Raw genomic sequence first — 13,978 nt, 5'->3', positions numbered from 1 at the left:
GATGAACGGAACGGCCCGCCGTGAAGCATTTGCGAGCGGCAAGTCGTAAGGCTGGCCAAGCTCGCGCGCAGGCAAGGCCGGCAAGCCCGCGGCAGACGCTACTCGGCAGCCATTGCTATTCGCAATTCCGGCCCCTCGGTCGGCTCCTCATGGGTGTCATCTGCAGTCGGCTTGATCCTGAACCATGCCGCGTACAGTGCCGGAAGAAAAAGTAGGATCATCACCGTGCCAACCGCCGTGCCGCCGATCAGCGTATAGGCCATCGATCCCCAGAACACCGAATGGGTAAGCGGAACGAAGGCAAGGACGGCGGCAAGTGCGGTCAGGATAACCGGGCGAGTCCGCTGCACCGTCGCCTCGATAACGGCGTGATAATCGTGGAGGCCGGCCGCCTTGTTCTCCTTGATCTGTTCGGTCAGAATCAAAGTGTTGCGCATCAGGATTCCCGCCAGTCCTATCAATCCGAGAATGGCATTGAAGCCGAAGGGCTGATTGAAGAGGAGCAACACCGGAACCACCCCGGCAAGACCGAGCGGCGCGGTCAACATGACCATCGTCATCGTTGACAGGCTGCGGACCTGGAGGATGATGACGATCAGCATGGCGGCAATCATGGCCGGGAAGATTTTGACCAGCGCGACATTGGCCTTGAGAGATTCCTCAATGTTTCCCCCCATTTCGATGCGATATCCGACGGGAAGCGAGGCTATCAACGGCTGAAGTGCCGTCATGATCTGCTGCGAGACCTCCGGGGGCTGCGTCGCCTCGTTGATGTCCGATCGGATCGTGATGACTGGCGTTCGATCGCGACGTTTCAGGATGGGTTCCTCGAACCGGATTTCGGAATGGCCGATCTGATCGAGCGGAACCTGACGGCCGTCCCTGCTCATCAGCGAGAAGTCGGCGAGCCTCGCCGGATCGAGGCGGCTCTCGCCAGCACTGCGTGCGACGACGGGCACGTTGCGGATGTTCTCGCGCACTTGCGTCAGCCGAATGCCACTCAGCAGCAACTGCATCTGCTGGGCTGCCTCAGCCGGCGAAAGGCCAATCAGATTGAGCCGGTCCTGGTCGGGGACAAAGCGAAGCACAGGCGTACGATTGCCCCAGTCGCGGTTTGCCTGACGGACGTCCGGGACGCCTTTCATGATCTCGAGGGCTTTCTCGGAGATCTGGTACAATTGCGCAGGATCCGGCCCCATGATGCGAAACTCGACCGGAAACGGGGTATACGGGCCGAACACAAGCTGCGTGACACGGACGTAGGCTTCGGGAACCAGCCCGTCTGAGACGGCAGCCCGAAGGCGCAGCTTCAAAGCCTCGCGCGCGTGAGAGTCAGGGGTGAGCACAACGATCTTGGCGAAAGCGGGGTTCGGCAATTCCGGCGCCATGGCGAAGAAGAAGCGGGGAGCGCCCTGCCCAATATAGCTGGTGACGATCTTTGCCTCGGGCTGGTTCTGCAGCCAGCTTTCAACCTTCTCGACCGCGGCCGTCGTCGTCTCGATACTCGTACCTTCGGGCATGCGGACTTCGACCAGCACCTCGGGACGATCCGACGTCGGGAAGAACTGCTGTTTCACCCCTCCCATGCCAACGACGGAAAGAGCCATGACGACGCCGACGACCGCACATGTGATGAACTTGTGGCGCACGGCGAACTTGATGAAACTCCGCAGGCGCCGGTAATTCGGGGTGTCGTAGATGGCGTGGTGGCCGCCCTCGACTGGCTTGATCGCCGGCAGCATCTTGACGCCGAGGTAGGGCGTGAAGATGACTGCGACGAACCAGGAAACGATTAGCGCAAAGCCCACGACCCAGAAGATATTGCCGGCGTACTCGCCCGCGGTTGATCTGGCAAAGCCAACCGGCATCAGCCCGATGATGGTCACGAGTGTACCGGACAGCATGGGCGCTGCCGTATGGCTCCAGGCATAGGCGGCCGCCTTGATGCGATCCATGCCCTCTTCCATCTTTACCACCATCACCTCAATGGCGATGATGGCGTCATCAACAAGAAGGCCCAGCGCAAGGATCAACGCGCCGAGCGTGATGCGATCGAAGAACCGGCCGGTTTCCAACATGATGAGGAACACTACGGCAAGGGTGAGCGGAACGGCCAGCGCCACGACGATCCCGACACGCCAACCGAGGCTGAGCAGGCTCACGAGCAACACAACCCCGAGCGCCATGGCGAATTTCAGCATGAACTCGCCGACCGCAGCGTCGATGTTGACAGCTTGGTCGCTGACCTTGGCGAGCGTCATACCGAGCGGCAGCGTCCGTGCGATCGCGGCAGATCTTTCTTCGAGCGCCTTTCCGAGTTCCAGCCCATTCCAGCCTTGCTGCATCACTGCGCCCAGCATGATGGCGGGCTCGCCTTCATGGCGGATGATGTAGGTCGCGGGGTCTTCATAACCGCGCCGCACCTCCGCGAAATCTGACAGTTTCAACGTGCGTCCGGCAGCAACGATTGGCGTGTCGGCAATTGCCTGCACACTGTTGTAGGCGCCATCGAAACGGATAAAGACCTGCGGCCCGCGCGTGTCGATCGAGCCTGCCGGTGTGACGGTGTTTTGCCTTTGCAAAGCCGCAGCGATGTCCTGCGCTGAAATGCCAAGGGTTGCGAGCTTGGCATAGGAGAACTCGACAAAGATCTGTTCCGGCCGCTCCCCCAGAATGTTGATCTTTTTGACGCCCGGCACGTGCAGAAGATCCTGTCGGATCACCTCCGCCTGCCGCACAAGCTCGCGCATGGGCATACCCTTGGCCTTTAGCGCATAAAGGGCGAAGCTCACGTCCGAATATTCGTCGTTGACGAAGGGACCGAAGACACCAGAAGGCAGGTTGCGGGCTTCATCCCCCAACTTCTTGCGCGCCTGATAGAACTCCTCTTCGACAGCCGTGGGCGGCGTGCTGTCTTTCAGCGTGACGGTCAGAAAGGCGTAGCCCGGCCTTGTCGTCGTCTCGACGCGATCGTACCAGGTCAGTTCCTGGATGCGCTTTTCGAGCGGCTCCGCGACAAGATCCTGCATTTCGCGCGCGGTAGCGCCTGGCCATACCGTAGTGACCGTCAGGGTCTTGATGGTAAAGGAGGGGTCCTCCGCGCGCCCAAGACTCATGAAGGCGTAGACGCCGGCGGCGGCCAGCAGAACAATGAAGAACAACGTGACGGCTCGTTCGCGAACCGCGAGCGCGGAAAGATTGAAGCTCATCGGTTGGACACCTCTGCCTGAAGCTCGGTCCTGACGGGCGCGCCATCTTTGAGGAGATGCGCCCCGAGGGCGACGACCTGCTCGCCGAGCTCGATCCCGGTGACAGACGCAGTTTCTTCACCAAGCCTTTTGATCTCGATCGGAACAAAGCGCGCGGTGGTAGAGGCTTGGTCAACAACCCAAACCCCGGTGCGGCTGCCATCGTTCAACACGGCGCCGACCGGCACGGCGACCTCCGACTGCCCTTCTCCGTTGCGGATGCTGATCGTGACCGTCGCACCAAGCGGTGCCGAGGCGGCGTCGCCATCGAGCACGTAACGAGCTTCGTATGTGCGGGTCTGAGGATCGGCGGCATCTGAGATCTGTCGCATGCGCGCTCTTCCGCGCCGCCCGTCACTTCCGTAGACACTTGCTTCGGCTTCCGATCCGATCGCCGGACGAACGGTTTCGGGAAGCGCTACCAGGGCCTCGCGCGGGCCTGCATGCGCGAGTTGAACCACCGCCTGTCCCGCCGCGACGACCTGTCCAGCTTCGCCGAGCGTCGCGACCACCGTTCCGTCCGCACCGGCAACGAGCAGCGAGTAGGTCGTTTCGTTTTCTGCGACTCTGGCTTCCGCTTCCGCGGCGGCTAGTTGTGCCGCGGCGGTGTCAAGCGCCGCCTTGGCCTGCTCGTAACGTTGGGGAGTAGCGGCCACCCCGCCTTTGACAAGAGTGGCATAGCGTCTCTCGTCCGCGATTGCCTGAACGAGGACCGCGCGGGCCGCGGCAACCGCGTTACGCTTGGCAGTCAGCGCAAGACGCAAATCGGTTTCATCGATGCGCATCAGAACTTGACCTGCCTTGACCTGCTGACCGACGTCGACCAGTCGCTCAACGATCTTGCCGGGTACGCGAAAACCAAGATTGCTCTGCACTCGGGCGGCGATCGTACCTGTAAAGGCCCGCTCGGCTCTTTCCGGTCTCGTCGCTTCCGCCACCCTTACAAGCGGTGGCGCGAGGCGCGGATCGGCGGACTCCGCGTCCCTTGCAGGCGTCTCGAAAACGAACGCGAACGCCGCGCCCCCGGCTGCAGCCACGAGGCCGATCGATGCGGGAAGAAATTTGCGCTTCATGTCAGATGACCCTTGTTGACGGGTGCCGCCTCAAGAATTTAGATTGCGATCTAAATCTAATCGTGGTATAGATGTCAAGTGAAATCTAATCGGAGGTCGATCATGAGGGTTAGTCGAGCCCAGGCGGAGGCAAATCGCGAAGCGGTCATCGATGTGGCGAGCCGGCTTTTTCGAAAGCACGGCTTCGATGGCATCGGGCTCAAGGATCTGATGAAGGGAGCCGGCCTGACCCAAGGTGGATTCTACAAGCAGTTCGACTCCAAGGACGATCTGGCGGCGCAGGCGTCCAGGCGCGCCCTGGAGAGCGCCCTTCGTCGATGGTCCGCTGCCGCGGCGGCCAATCCGCAGGACCCGTTTGGCGCGGTGGTAGCGTTCTATCTCAGCATGGCACATCGAGAAGAGAAGATGGACGGCTGCCCGGTCGTTGCGCTCGGCTCGGATGCTGCCAGGCAAGGCGTCGACGTGAAGGCGTCCTTCGAAGCCGGGATCAGGGAATATCTTGAGGTGCTCAGTGAGTGGATTGGGGCGGCCGACGGCGAGGAACCGGACGGCAAGGCCATGGCCATTCTGTCGACGATGGTCGGCGCAGTGCTCCTCTCGCGCGCTGTCAACGACGAGCAGATGTCAAAGCGGTTCCTGAAGACGGCCGCCGAGAGCGTGCTGAAGGCGTCTGCGGGCGATGCAGAGCCGGGAGCGCGCCAATGACGATGCTTCCAGCCGAAGCGCGCGGCGCAACTGTTTCAGTCGCCGACCAGGGGCTGCTCCGGGCTGGAGCTCGCTGCGAAACTGGTGGACGGGAGCATGCGCCGGCCACCGATGGCGGAAACTCGCCCAGTCACCTTGCTGCCACCGGAAGAAAGCAAGGTCGGGCTCCTGGCCACGCCCGAGCCGCGCCCGGCCTAAAGAGCCTGCACCGCTCGTTAATCGTCTTATCGCACCAACAGAAGGCCTCGGCGCGAACGTGCCACTACGAAAGCACTCCAGCGCGAGGCGTCGAGAGTTCGCCTGCGCGACGTGACGAAGGCGCGCGAGGCAACCTATCCCATCACAAGGGCTCAGAGTCGGCGCCTTCACGCTGCTCCCCAGCCCTCGCGTGAAGCTTCTATGATCCCAAGAAGGCGATCGCAGGATCTCTCGAGTTGCCTTTGCGGCGCTGTGGCGAGCCCTAAAAGCAAGCCGGATTTAGCGGAATTCGGTGACGTATACCAGACCGAGAGCGGTGCCGGGGCCATCCCGAATGCCAGCGTCTCCCGTGCGATGGCAACGTCCGGCGCGCCGTCTGGCAGGCGCACCAGCACGGCCAAACCGGCGACAACCGCCTCCCCGGCATTCGACGGAAGGCATTTCAGCAAGGCGTCGCGTTGGGCGGAGTAGACGCGCTTCGTGCGCCTCAAATGCCGCATGTAGTGGCCATCGCGTATGAATTCCGCGGTTGCGAGCTGTACCGCCGGCCCAGGAGGCGGCGCAAGACAGGCCGCGACCTCCGCAAAACGCGATGCCAGCGCAGGCGGCGCGACGAGAAAGCCGAGCCGCAGCGCCGGGCTGATGGTCTTGCTGAAGGAGCCAATGTGGACAACGCGCCCGGCGCGATCAAGCGAGGCAAGCGCTGGTGCCGCGCGGCCATTGAGCTGCAATTCACTAAGATAGTCGTCCTCTATTACCCAGGCGTGCGTCTGGGCCGCCCAGTCGAGCAGGCGCAGTCTGCGTACCAACGACAGGGTGGGCCCCAGCGGCGCCTGCTGCCCCGCTGTCACGACGACCAGCCCTGCATCCGGGGCATGGTGGAAGCCATGGCTGACATCGATTCCATCGGCGTCGGTGGGAATCGACGCGAGCGACAATCGCGCGAGCTCCAGGCCGCGCCGGGTGAACGGGAAGCCGGGATCCTCCATCCAGGCTTTCCGCCCCTCGAGGGCGAGCACGCGCAGTGCCAGTCTGAGTCCGCTGGCGAATCCGCCGGTGATGATGACCTCGGATGGGGAACACTCGATGCCCCGCGCGACGGCAAGATAGCCGGCGATCTCCCGCCGCAGCTCCAATTCGCCGCGCGGGTCGGGATAGATCGCCGGAGCACTCGATTCCGCGCGGACTGCCTGTGAGCGGATCCTGGCAAAGAGTGTCGCAGGAAAGGTTTCCAGCGCCGGCACACCCATCTGAAAGATTGCCGGCCCCGCCGTCATCTCCAGATACCGCTCTAGGAACGAGCCGGGATCGGGTGGCTGCTCGACCCGGGCGATGGCGGCCGGCCGATCCGCAACGCGGGTTCCGCCCGCGCGCGATGCGACGATGAGCTGGCCGGCGGAGAGCTTCTCGTAGGCCGTACGCACTGTGCCGCGGGCAACGCCGAGCTGGGCCGCGAGGTCCAGCCAGGAGGGTAGCCGCGCGCCCGGAGCGAGCACCCCGCTTTCGATCGCGGTACTGATGCCCTTGCGGATCTGCTCGGTCAGCGGCGTCTTCGCGGACCGGTCGAGTTCCAGTTTCAGCGGCTCGCTCATGCTCTCTTGGTACACGATTTTTGCTGGTTCTTGGAGCTTTTTCTAGAACGAGAAAGCCGTCATTTCTAGGGGGCAAGGAAGAAACGTCATCATGACGACACGCAAAGGAGAACCGTCACATGACCATACGATCTTTGATTAGCGCGACCTGCGCCGCCCTCGCAATCGCCAGCGCGATGCCTGCCGCGGCGCATGACCCCGGCGACGTTGTCACGCCCCATTTCGAGCGGGCGATACCCAACATTCCGGGCAAAACGCTAACCGCGCTCATCGTCGATTACCCGCCGGGCGGAACCTCCGCCCCGCACAGGCACGCGGATTCTTCCTTCATCTTCGCCTACGTCCTCTCCGGAGAAATCGAGTCGAAGGTGAATGACGGCCCGACGCAGATCTACCGAGCCGGCGAGAGCTGGTACGAGCCGCCGGCGGCCAACCACCTCATCAGCCGCAACGCGAGCAAGACCAAGCCCGCAAAGCTGCTCGCAGTCTTCGTCGCCGACAGCGACGAAAAGGAACTGACCACCAACATCGAGTGAACCGACGTTCGTCGACAAACAACTTTAAGGAATCAACCAAGTGAGCAAACGTCTCGACTACAACCAGATCGCGCCAGCCGGCGTCAAAGCGCTTGGCGGAGTCTACGGCTACATCATGCAGAGCAGCCTCCCCTCGGAGCTGGTCGATCTGGTCTATCTTCGGATCTCGCAGATCAACAACTGCGCCTACTGCCTCGACATGCACACCCGCGACCTTCTGAAAAAAGGGCAGAAGGTCGAGAAAATCGCGCTGGTGCAGGCATGGGCGGAAGCCGGAAATCTCTTCGACGAGCGTGAGCGGGCAGCCCTCGCCTGGGCCGAAACGGTGACACGCGTGGCCGAGACCAACGTGCCGGACGAAGCTTACAAGGCCGCGCATGCCGTGTTCGAGGAGCGCGAACTGGTCGATCTGACGATCGCGATCGGCCTGATGAACACCTACAATCGCCTGGCGATCAGTTTCCGCAGGACGCCGCAGGCTGCGCTCGAAAACTAGGACGGGCAAAGCGCCGAACCAGGGAGTCCGCTATGAAGATCTTTATCGCAGGTGCCACTGGCGCCGTCGGCCTGCCGCTTGTACGGGCGCTCGCGACGCTTGGCCATCAGGTCATCGGCATGACGCGTCCGGGTCAGGGGCCGGATCGTCTGCGCGAGCTCGGGGCCGAGGTGTCCTTCGCCGATGCCTTTGACCGTGAGGCGGTCCATCGCGCGATCGAGGCGGCAGCGCCGGACGTGGTGATCGATCAGCTCACCTGGCTTCCGGCCAACCCTGCCGACATAATCAAGGCGATGCCCAACGATACGCGCCTTCACCGCGAGGGAGGCACCAATCTCCTCGCCGCGGCAGAAAAGCTGGGAGTCCGCCGCTACATCATGCAGTCTCGCGGCTTCTACCTCGAGACGCTCGCAGGAGGGCTCGCGGACGAGACCGCGAGGCTGAGATACGACGCACCCGGCGAGATCGGCGAGAGCACGCGCACGATCGGCGCCTATGAGGACCGGGTGCTCGCCTCGCCTCTCGATGGCGTCGTCCTCCGTTACGGCTTCTTCTACGGTCCCGGCACCTGGTACCGGCCGGACGGCGCCATTGCGGATCAGGCACGCAAGGGCAAATCGGCGATCGTCGGCGACGGTAATGGCGTCTGGTCCTTCGTGCACATCGACGACGCTATCGCCGCTACGGTCGCCTCGGTGACGGCCGAGCCGGGTACCTACAATGTCGTCGATGACGATCCCCTCCCCGTCGCCGAATGGCTGCCGGCCTTCGCCCGGTGGGTCGATGCGCCGGAGCCTCAGCGCGTGAGCGCGGAGGACGCGCTGAGGACGGCGGGAGAGGAAGCGGTCTACTACCACACCCGCCTGACCGGTGCCTCCAATGGCCGGGCGAAGGCTGAACTCGGGTTCGCGCCTCGACCGCTTCTATGGAAGGATGCTTGATCGCTGACAGGGACAACCGGATGATGTCGCCCCGCGCTTTCTGGCTGTTTCGTCGAAAGCGCGGGCTGCCGCCGCTTCCAAAAAAATGAACTATCAAAGAGAGGCAGCCAGGCACGGACTTCTGCCACCGAATTTCGGCAAGAATGAACAGTTACCGGCCGACCGCGCTGGGGATCAAGAATTCCAGGCCGACAGGAAAATGAAGTCAGGATAGGCTGGAGCAGTACGCGAGGCCGTTTGCTGAATGAGCGAGTTTCTCACGAGGATATCGGGCATTGTCCGCGTCGCCGCCGGCTCGGAGATCTGGGCGAGTATGGCTTTGATCGCGGCGCTGGATTGCTGCGCCGTCACGATTATACGGTTGATGTGTGGGCGGACACGCCCGCCGCGCACTTCATTTCTGATTACGTCGACGTAGACGGGCTGAAATACTCGAGTCGCCGTGGCGTGTACGCACTCAAGCCGGATGGCACCCATCGACCGCGATTTTAACGCCGTCACAATCGAGCTGTCGGACTATGCGCTGTTCTGAGTCGACGCTGCCGCGATAAGTTTGTTGTCCCCTACGGCTATACTCGAGATCGGTAGCAGCCAATACTCGAGATCGCTCTCAGGGTGAGGCCGGTGAACCTTCGCGGAAGACCGGAGCGGGCCCGGGCCAGACCGGTCGCCCAGGAAGAGATCCGCGTGAGCCGTGCACCATCGGCGACGGCGCGGCGGGCGTTCGGGGATCAAGTTTCACCGTGCATTCGATTACCGCCATCCCCTCCCCGGGTCGGCGGCGTCAACCGTTCTGCCGCCGCGAGCAATTGCTGCGCAATACATTTGGCTTGCCGCGTGGGCTCGGCGACGCGGGTGATTTGCGCAACGGCGACCGCCCCCTCGTGTAGGAGGTTAATCTCGGCCGCGATCCGCTTCGGCTCGGCAAACCGCGCCGCATGGGCGAGTTCCTCCAAATAGGCGAGCGCCAAGCGCTTGTGCATCAAGGAAGCGCGAAACACGGGATCGACCGTGTCCTTGTGCTCTCCCGCCGCGCTCATGAACATGCAGCCGCGGAACTGCTTGTCCCGGACCGTGGTTTCGAGGAAATCGAACGTCGCCAGAAGGCGTTCGACGGGGTCGCTCGTACGCTGCTCGACAAAGGCACGCATGGCAAGGCGATCTTCCTCGTCGCGCCTCTCGAGCGCGGCCAGAATCAGGTCTTCCTTGGTCTCAAAGTGCCGGTACAGCGTCGTCTTGGCCACGCCCGCCTCGGCGATGATCAGATCGATGCCCGTCGCTTTATAGCCGTGCTGGTTGAAAAGCCGGAGGGCTGTGTCGAGCAAATGGCCGCGGATTTCTGAACGACGCATCGCATCCTCAAATCGTTTGAAACAGATCAGTTTCGATAAATAGCGACACTCAAGACCTGATGCAAGACTGAGGATGTTATGCCGCGATCTCCGCGCACGAGATTGTGAAGAACTCCGGTCATCCGCCTTCAAGAATATTACGCTATAAGAAACAAAAGGTTATGAGAACAAGCGAGTCCCCGAAACTTCGCAAATCAGACACGGCGGCGGAGATTTTCCCGCACGCCATTGAAGAACGATACAGATCTGTATACTTGTTAACGGAACAAGACCGATCTGTATTGATTTCGTAACAGCACAAAAAGCGCAACATGAGGACGCACCATGTATTTGATCCATATACTTTCGAAAATTCGCGCCCACCAACGCTATCGCCGGACCCTCCGGACGTTTACGCAATTGAACAATCACCTGCTCGAGGATGTCGGCATTTCCCGCAACGAGATCGACGTCATCGCGCGACGGCAGTACGACTAATGAACCAAGCGTCAGCGCGACGGCCGCCTTACGGACCGTGACGCAGAAGGAGAGCGCCTTATGAACACGCATCGCACTAGGGTCCTGATCATTGGGGCCGGACCGGCTGGCTACACGGCCGCCATCTACGCTGCTCGTGCAAACCTAAAGCCGCTCCTCGTAACCGGCCTGCAGGCAGGCGGCCAGCTCACCATCACCACGGATGTCGAGAACTATCCGGGCTTCGCCGAACCCGTTCAGGGACCCTGGCTCATGGAGCAGATGCGAGAGCAGGCGGAGAATGTCGGCACCGAGGTGGTGTACGATATCATCACCTCCGTCGACCTCTCCGACCGCCCGTTCCGTCTCGAGGGTGACTCCGGCGACGCGTACATCGCCGATGCGCTCATCATCGCAACGGGAGCCCAGGCCCGCTGGCTTGGCCTTCCCTCGGAACGGACATTCAATGGATTCGGTGTCTCGGCCTGCGCGACCTGTGACGGATTTTTCTATCGCAACAAGGAGGTGGTCGTCGGCGGCGGCGGCAACACAGCGGTACAGGAAGCGCTTTACCTATCGAATCTTGCCTCCAAGGTCACAGTCGTCCATCGCCGTGATCGTTTCCGTGCGGAGCCAATCCTACAGGACCGCCTGCTGGCAAAACCGAACGTCGAGGTTATCTGGAACCACGTCATCGACGAGGTTATAGGCGAGCAGGAGCCGAGGAAGTCGGTGACGGGCATGCGGATCCGTGAGGTGAACACAGACGACGTGAAGGAGCTAACCACGCACGGCCTTTTCGTCGCGATCGGACACGATCCAGCGACCGCTTTGTTTCGCGGCCAGCTCGACATGGATGACGCCGGCTACATCAAGGTCGGCTCCTGGTCGACGAAAACTACCGTTCCCGGGGTGCTGGCTGCGGGCGATGTCATCGACTCGGTATTCCGTCAGGCAATCACCGCTGCAGGCATGGGAAGCATGGCGGCCCTGGAAGCCGAGAAATCCCTGGCCGAGCATTCACCCGATCCGGCCGTCCGGCCGATCGTGCCGCATGAAACGGAGATGGTTGGAGCGTAAGTGTGGGGAATCACCCGACCACGCGCCGGCCCCCTGAGGAAGCGCGGACCGGCCCACCCGCAGTTCATCTGCGAAGGCCCGCGCTTTCCCACGCCTTCCGGCTGCCCTTGCATTCAAACGGCGCCGGAGTGACAACCGGTGTCCGGCAGCTGCCAGTGTCTCGCTTGCCGAGATCTTCATGGCCGCTCAACCCAAGCCAAGCGAGACCAATCCATGGACATCAATCAGGTCAGGTACTTTCTCAATCTGGCCGAAACATTGAATTTCACCGAAGCCGCGCGTCGAAGCGGGGTTTCGCAGCCCAGTCTCACGCGGGCAATCCAGCGCCTCGAGGAAGACTTGGGCAGTCCGCTGATCTATCGCGACGGCAAGGACAGCCGTCTGACCGCGCTCGGCCGGGACGTTCAGGCCGAGTTCATGCGCATTGAGCTCGCGCTTAGAAACGTGCGCGAGCATTCCGAAAGCACGGTGCTCGGCCGGCGTCGTATTCTCGATATCGCTGTCGCTCCAACCATCGGCCCTGCCGCATTTGCCGCATTCTTTGACGACGCGCTTGGCGAGCTTCCTTCGGTGAAGATCAACATGCATCAGCTATTGGCCGGCGAAGGCGCGAACGAAGTGCTTTCGGGCAAGTACCACGCCTGTATCCTACCGCGGGCTCCCCGCTCCAACCCCAAGCTCAACGTCGTGCCGCTCTTTCGCGAGCCGTTCCTCCTCGCCTGCGCGGAGAGCCATCCACTGGCAGGCAAGGATGTCGTCAGCACCGAGGCGATCGCCGCCTATCCCTATGTCGACCGGCTGGCCTGCGAGTTTCACACCGAGATCACCGAGCACCTGATGGACCATGACGCGGTCATGCAGCCGCGCTTCAGTGCCGACCGCGAGGACTGGGTCCAGCAGGTCGTCGCCGAGGGCCGTGCGATCTGCATCATGCCCGAGCGGTCCATCGTCGTGCAGGGCATCGTTACCCGCCCGGTGGAAGGGATTTCCCTGGCGCGCGAACTCGTATTCGTGACGGTCTCCGGCTCCGGCACGCCGCTCGAGATCCGCAAGATCGCGCAGCTGGCGGCTCGGCGCAACTGGTCGTGAGCCGGTGCGAGCGTAGTGCGGCTATGGAATCTATGCACATCCGATATTGGGAATCCTCAGGACCGCTCGCCATATTCAGGCAACAAGTCCAGCAACGGAGACAAGGGCAATGACCTATAGAAAGACCGACGAAGCGGTCAGCAAGCTTACGCCCGAACAGTATCGGGTGACCCAGCAGAATGGCACCGAACGCCCCTTCACCGGGGAGTACACCGACAACAAGAGACCGGGAATCTATGTCGACATCGTTTCAGGCGAACCGCTGTTCGCCTCGGCCGACAAGTTCGATTCGGGCTGCGGCTGGCCGAGCTTCACCAAGCCGATCGTACCGGCAAACGTCAACGAACTCAGGGACAACTCGCATGGCATGATCCGCACCGAGGTCCGCTCGGCTCATGGTGACAGCCATCTCGGCCATGTGTTTCCCGACGGCCCTCAGGATCGGGGCGGCCTGCGTTACTGCATCAATTCCGCCGCACTGCGGTTCATTCCGCGCGAGGAAATGGAGGCCGAGGGCTACGGCGGCTATTTCAACCAGGTGGAGGATATCTGAATGACCAAGAGAGCTGTTTTGGCTGGTGGGTGCTTCTGGGGGATGCAGGACCTGATCCGCAAGCTCCCCGGCGTCATCGAGACCCGCGTGGGCTACACTGGCGGCGACGTGCCGAATGCGACCTACCGCAATCACGGCACGCACGCCGAAGGCATCGAGATCATCTTCGATCCCGAGAGGATCAGCTACAGGCAGATCCTGGAGCTGTTCTTCCAGATCCACGATCCGACTACGAAGAACCAACAGGGAAACGACATCGGGACCTCCTACCGCTCGGCGATCTACTATGTCGACGACGAGCAGAAGCGGATTGCCCAGGAGACGATTGTAGACGTCGAGGCCTCTGGCCTATGGCCGGGCAAGGTCGTGACCGAAGTCGAGCCGGTGGGAGACTTCTGGGAGGCGGAGCCGGAGCACCAGGATTACCTGGAGCGCTACCCCAACGGCTACACCTGCCACTTCCCGCGCCCCAACTGGGTCCTACCCCGGCGGTCCGCGGCCGAGTAAACGGCCGGAGACTTTCGCGACCTAAAGCAACTCCGAGGTGCCTTGCGGATACGCCGGGCTCCTCGGAAACACTCGGGCAGTTTCCCTCGCTACCGGCTGCGCTCCGCGAGCTACGCTGACCAGGAATTCGAACGATGACGACTTCCGCCTAG

13 protein-coding genes are annotated in these 13,978 nt (G+C 62.1%); 9 read left to right on the top strand and 4 right to left on the bottom strand.

Annotation, left to right across the window (positions count from 1 at the left end; genetic code table 11):
• Positions 1 to 98: 98 nt before the first annotated feature.
• Both JOH52_RS27020 and JOH52_RS27015 read right to left on the bottom strand, forming a co-directional pair.
• The gene (locus JOH52_RS27020) at positions 99 to 3,209 is read right to left on the bottom strand and encodes an efflux RND transporter permease subunit (RefSeq protein ID WP_014531337.1); all 3,111 of its coding nucleotides are present in this window, start codon (positions 3,207 to 3,209) and stop codon (positions 99 to 101) included.
• Positions 3,206 to 4,321 carry an efflux RND transporter periplasmic adaptor subunit gene (locus JOH52_RS27015; protein ID WP_017265632.1) on the bottom strand — a complete coding sequence of 372 codons (1,116 nt, stop codon included), beginning with the start codon at positions 4,319 to 4,321 and terminating at the stop codon, positions 3,206 to 3,208. Before JOH52_RS27015 ends, JOH52_RS27020 begins: the two co-directional genes overlap by 4 nt.
• 102 nt (positions 4,322 to 4,423) lie before the next feature.
• On the opposite strand from JOH52_RS27015, the gene JOH52_RS27010 reads away from it, so the two are divergent.
• Positions 4,424 to 5,026, top strand: a complete 603-nt coding sequence (locus tag JOH52_RS27010; RefSeq protein WP_014531335.1) for a TetR/AcrR family transcriptional regulator — start codon at positions 4,424 to 4,426, stop codon at positions 5,024 to 5,026.
• A gap of 365 nt (positions 5,027 to 5,391) precedes the next feature.
• Here the strand turns inward: JOH52_RS27010 and pdxR are convergent, their stop codons facing one another.
• A complete protein-coding gene (pdxR, locus tag JOH52_RS27005; RefSeq protein ID WP_014531334.1) occupies positions 5,392 to 6,816 on the bottom strand; it encodes a MocR-like pyridoxine biosynthesis transcription factor PdxR in 1,425 nt (474 codons plus the stop codon).
• Between the two features lie 119 nt (positions 6,817 to 6,935).
• Here pdxR and JOH52_RS27000 point away from each other — a divergent pair, with 119 nt between their 5' ends.
• The 3 genes from JOH52_RS27000 to JOH52_RS26990 are packed head-to-tail and all read left to right on the top strand — an operon-like array spanning position 6,936 to position 8,789.
• Positions 6,936 to 7,352: a cupin domain-containing protein gene (locus JOH52_RS27000; RefSeq protein ID WP_014531333.1), complete on the top strand. Its 417-nt coding sequence runs from the start codon at positions 6,936 to 6,938 to the stop codon at positions 7,350 to 7,352.
• 40 nt (positions 7,353 to 7,392) lie between these two features.
• Complete coding sequence (locus JOH52_RS26995; protein ID WP_014531332.1) at positions 7,393 to 7,848, top strand: carboxymuconolactone decarboxylase family protein; 456 nt, start codon at positions 7,393 to 7,395, stop codon at positions 7,846 to 7,848.
• A gap of 32 nt (positions 7,849 to 7,880) precedes the next feature.
• Positions 7,881 to 8,789: an NAD-dependent epimerase/dehydratase family protein gene (locus JOH52_RS26990; RefSeq protein WP_014531331.1), complete on the top strand. Its 909-nt coding sequence runs from the start codon at positions 7,881 to 7,883 to the stop codon at positions 8,787 to 8,789.
• A gap of 731 nt (positions 8,790 to 9,520) precedes the next feature.
• On the opposite strand, the gene JOH52_RS26985 is transcribed toward JOH52_RS26990, so the two are convergent.
• Positions 9,521 to 10,141 carry a TetR/AcrR family transcriptional regulator gene (locus tag JOH52_RS26985; protein ID WP_014531329.1) on the bottom strand — a complete coding sequence of 207 codons (621 nt, stop codon included), beginning with the start codon at positions 10,139 to 10,141 and terminating at the stop codon, positions 9,521 to 9,523.
• A 324-nt stretch (positions 10,142 to 10,465) separates the two neighbouring features.
• On the opposite strand from JOH52_RS26985, the gene JOH52_RS26980 reads away from it, so the two are divergent.
• From JOH52_RS26980 to msrA, 5 genes are all read left to right on the top strand, one after another.
• Positions 10,466 to 10,618 (top strand): DUF1127 domain-containing protein, encoded by a 153-nt coding sequence (locus tag JOH52_RS26980; RefSeq protein ID WP_017265574.1) that lies wholly within the window; start codon positions 10,466 to 10,468, stop codon positions 10,616 to 10,618.
• A gap of 60 nt (positions 10,619 to 10,678) precedes the next feature.
• Entirely contained in the window at positions 10,679 to 11,677 is a 999-nt protein-coding gene (gene trxB / locus JOH52_RS26975) for a thioredoxin-disulfide reductase (RefSeq protein ID WP_014531327.1), read from the top strand.
• 213 nt (positions 11,678 to 11,890) lie between these two features.
• Entirely contained in the window at positions 11,891 to 12,766 is an 876-nt protein-coding gene (locus tag JOH52_RS26970; RefSeq protein WP_014531326.1) for a LysR family transcriptional regulator, read from the top strand.
• 109 nt (positions 12,767 to 12,875) lie between these two features.
• Positions 12,876 to 13,319, top strand: coding sequence for a peptide-methionine (R)-S-oxide reductase MsrB (gene msrB, locus JOH52_RS26965; RefSeq protein WP_014531325.1), 444 nt, complete (start codon positions 12,876 to 12,878; stop codon positions 13,317 to 13,319).
• Complete coding sequence (gene msrA, locus JOH52_RS26960; RefSeq protein WP_014531324.1) at positions 13,320 to 13,826, top strand: peptide-methionine (S)-S-oxide reductase MsrA; 507 nt, start codon at positions 13,320 to 13,322, stop codon at positions 13,824 to 13,826.
• Positions 13,827 to 13,978 lie beyond the last annotated feature (152 nt).

The sequence above is a fragment of the Sinorhizobium meliloti genome (genome assembly GCF_017876815.1).
GTDB classification, from domain to species: Bacteria; Pseudomonadota; Alphaproteobacteria; order Rhizobiales; family Rhizobiaceae; genus Sinorhizobium; species Sinorhizobium meliloti.
Note: the sequence above shows the minus strand (reverse complement) of the source record. Positions and strands in the feature narration are given on the sequence as shown.

Coding starts and splice junctions, on each gene's coding strand:
- msrA (WP_014531324.1), top strand. CDS start 13,320: ATGACCAAGAGAGCTGTTTTGGCTGGTGGGTGCTTCTGGGGGATGCAG.
- pdxR (WP_014531334.1), bottom strand. CDS start 6,816: ATGAGCGAGCCGCTGAAACTGGAACTCGACCGGTCCGCGAAGACGCCG.
- JOH52_RS26990 (WP_014531331.1), top strand. CDS start 7,881: ATGAAGATCTTTATCGCAGGTGCCACTGGCGCCGTCGGCCTGCCGCTT.
- JOH52_RS27000 (WP_014531333.1), top strand. CDS start 6,936: ATGACCATACGATCTTTGATTAGCGCGACCTGCGCCGCCCTCGCAATC.
- JOH52_RS27010 (WP_014531335.1), top strand. CDS start 4,424: ATGAGGGTTAGTCGAGCCCAGGCGGAGGCAAATCGCGAAGCGGTCATC.
- JOH52_RS26980 (WP_017265574.1), top strand. CDS start 10,466: ATGTATTTGATCCATATACTTTCGAAAATTCGCGCCCACCAACGCTAT.
- msrB (WP_014531325.1), top strand. CDS start 12,876: ATGACCTATAGAAAGACCGACGAAGCGGTCAGCAAGCTTACGCCCGAA.
- JOH52_RS26985 (WP_014531329.1), bottom strand. CDS start 10,141: ATGCGTCGTTCAGAAATCCGCGGCCATTTGCTCGACACAGCCCTCCGG.
- trxB (WP_014531327.1), top strand. CDS start 10,679: ATGAACACGCATCGCACTAGGGTCCTGATCATTGGGGCCGGACCGGCT.
- JOH52_RS27015 (WP_017265632.1), bottom strand. CDS start 4,321: ATGAAGCGCAAATTTCTTCCCGCATCGATCGGCCTCGTGGCTGCAGCC.
- JOH52_RS26970 (WP_014531326.1), top strand. CDS start 11,891: ATGGACATCAATCAGGTCAGGTACTTTCTCAATCTGGCCGAAACATTG.
- JOH52_RS27020 (WP_014531337.1), bottom strand. CDS start 3,209: ATGAGCTTCAATCTTTCCGCGCTCGCGGTTCGCGAACGAGCCGTCACG.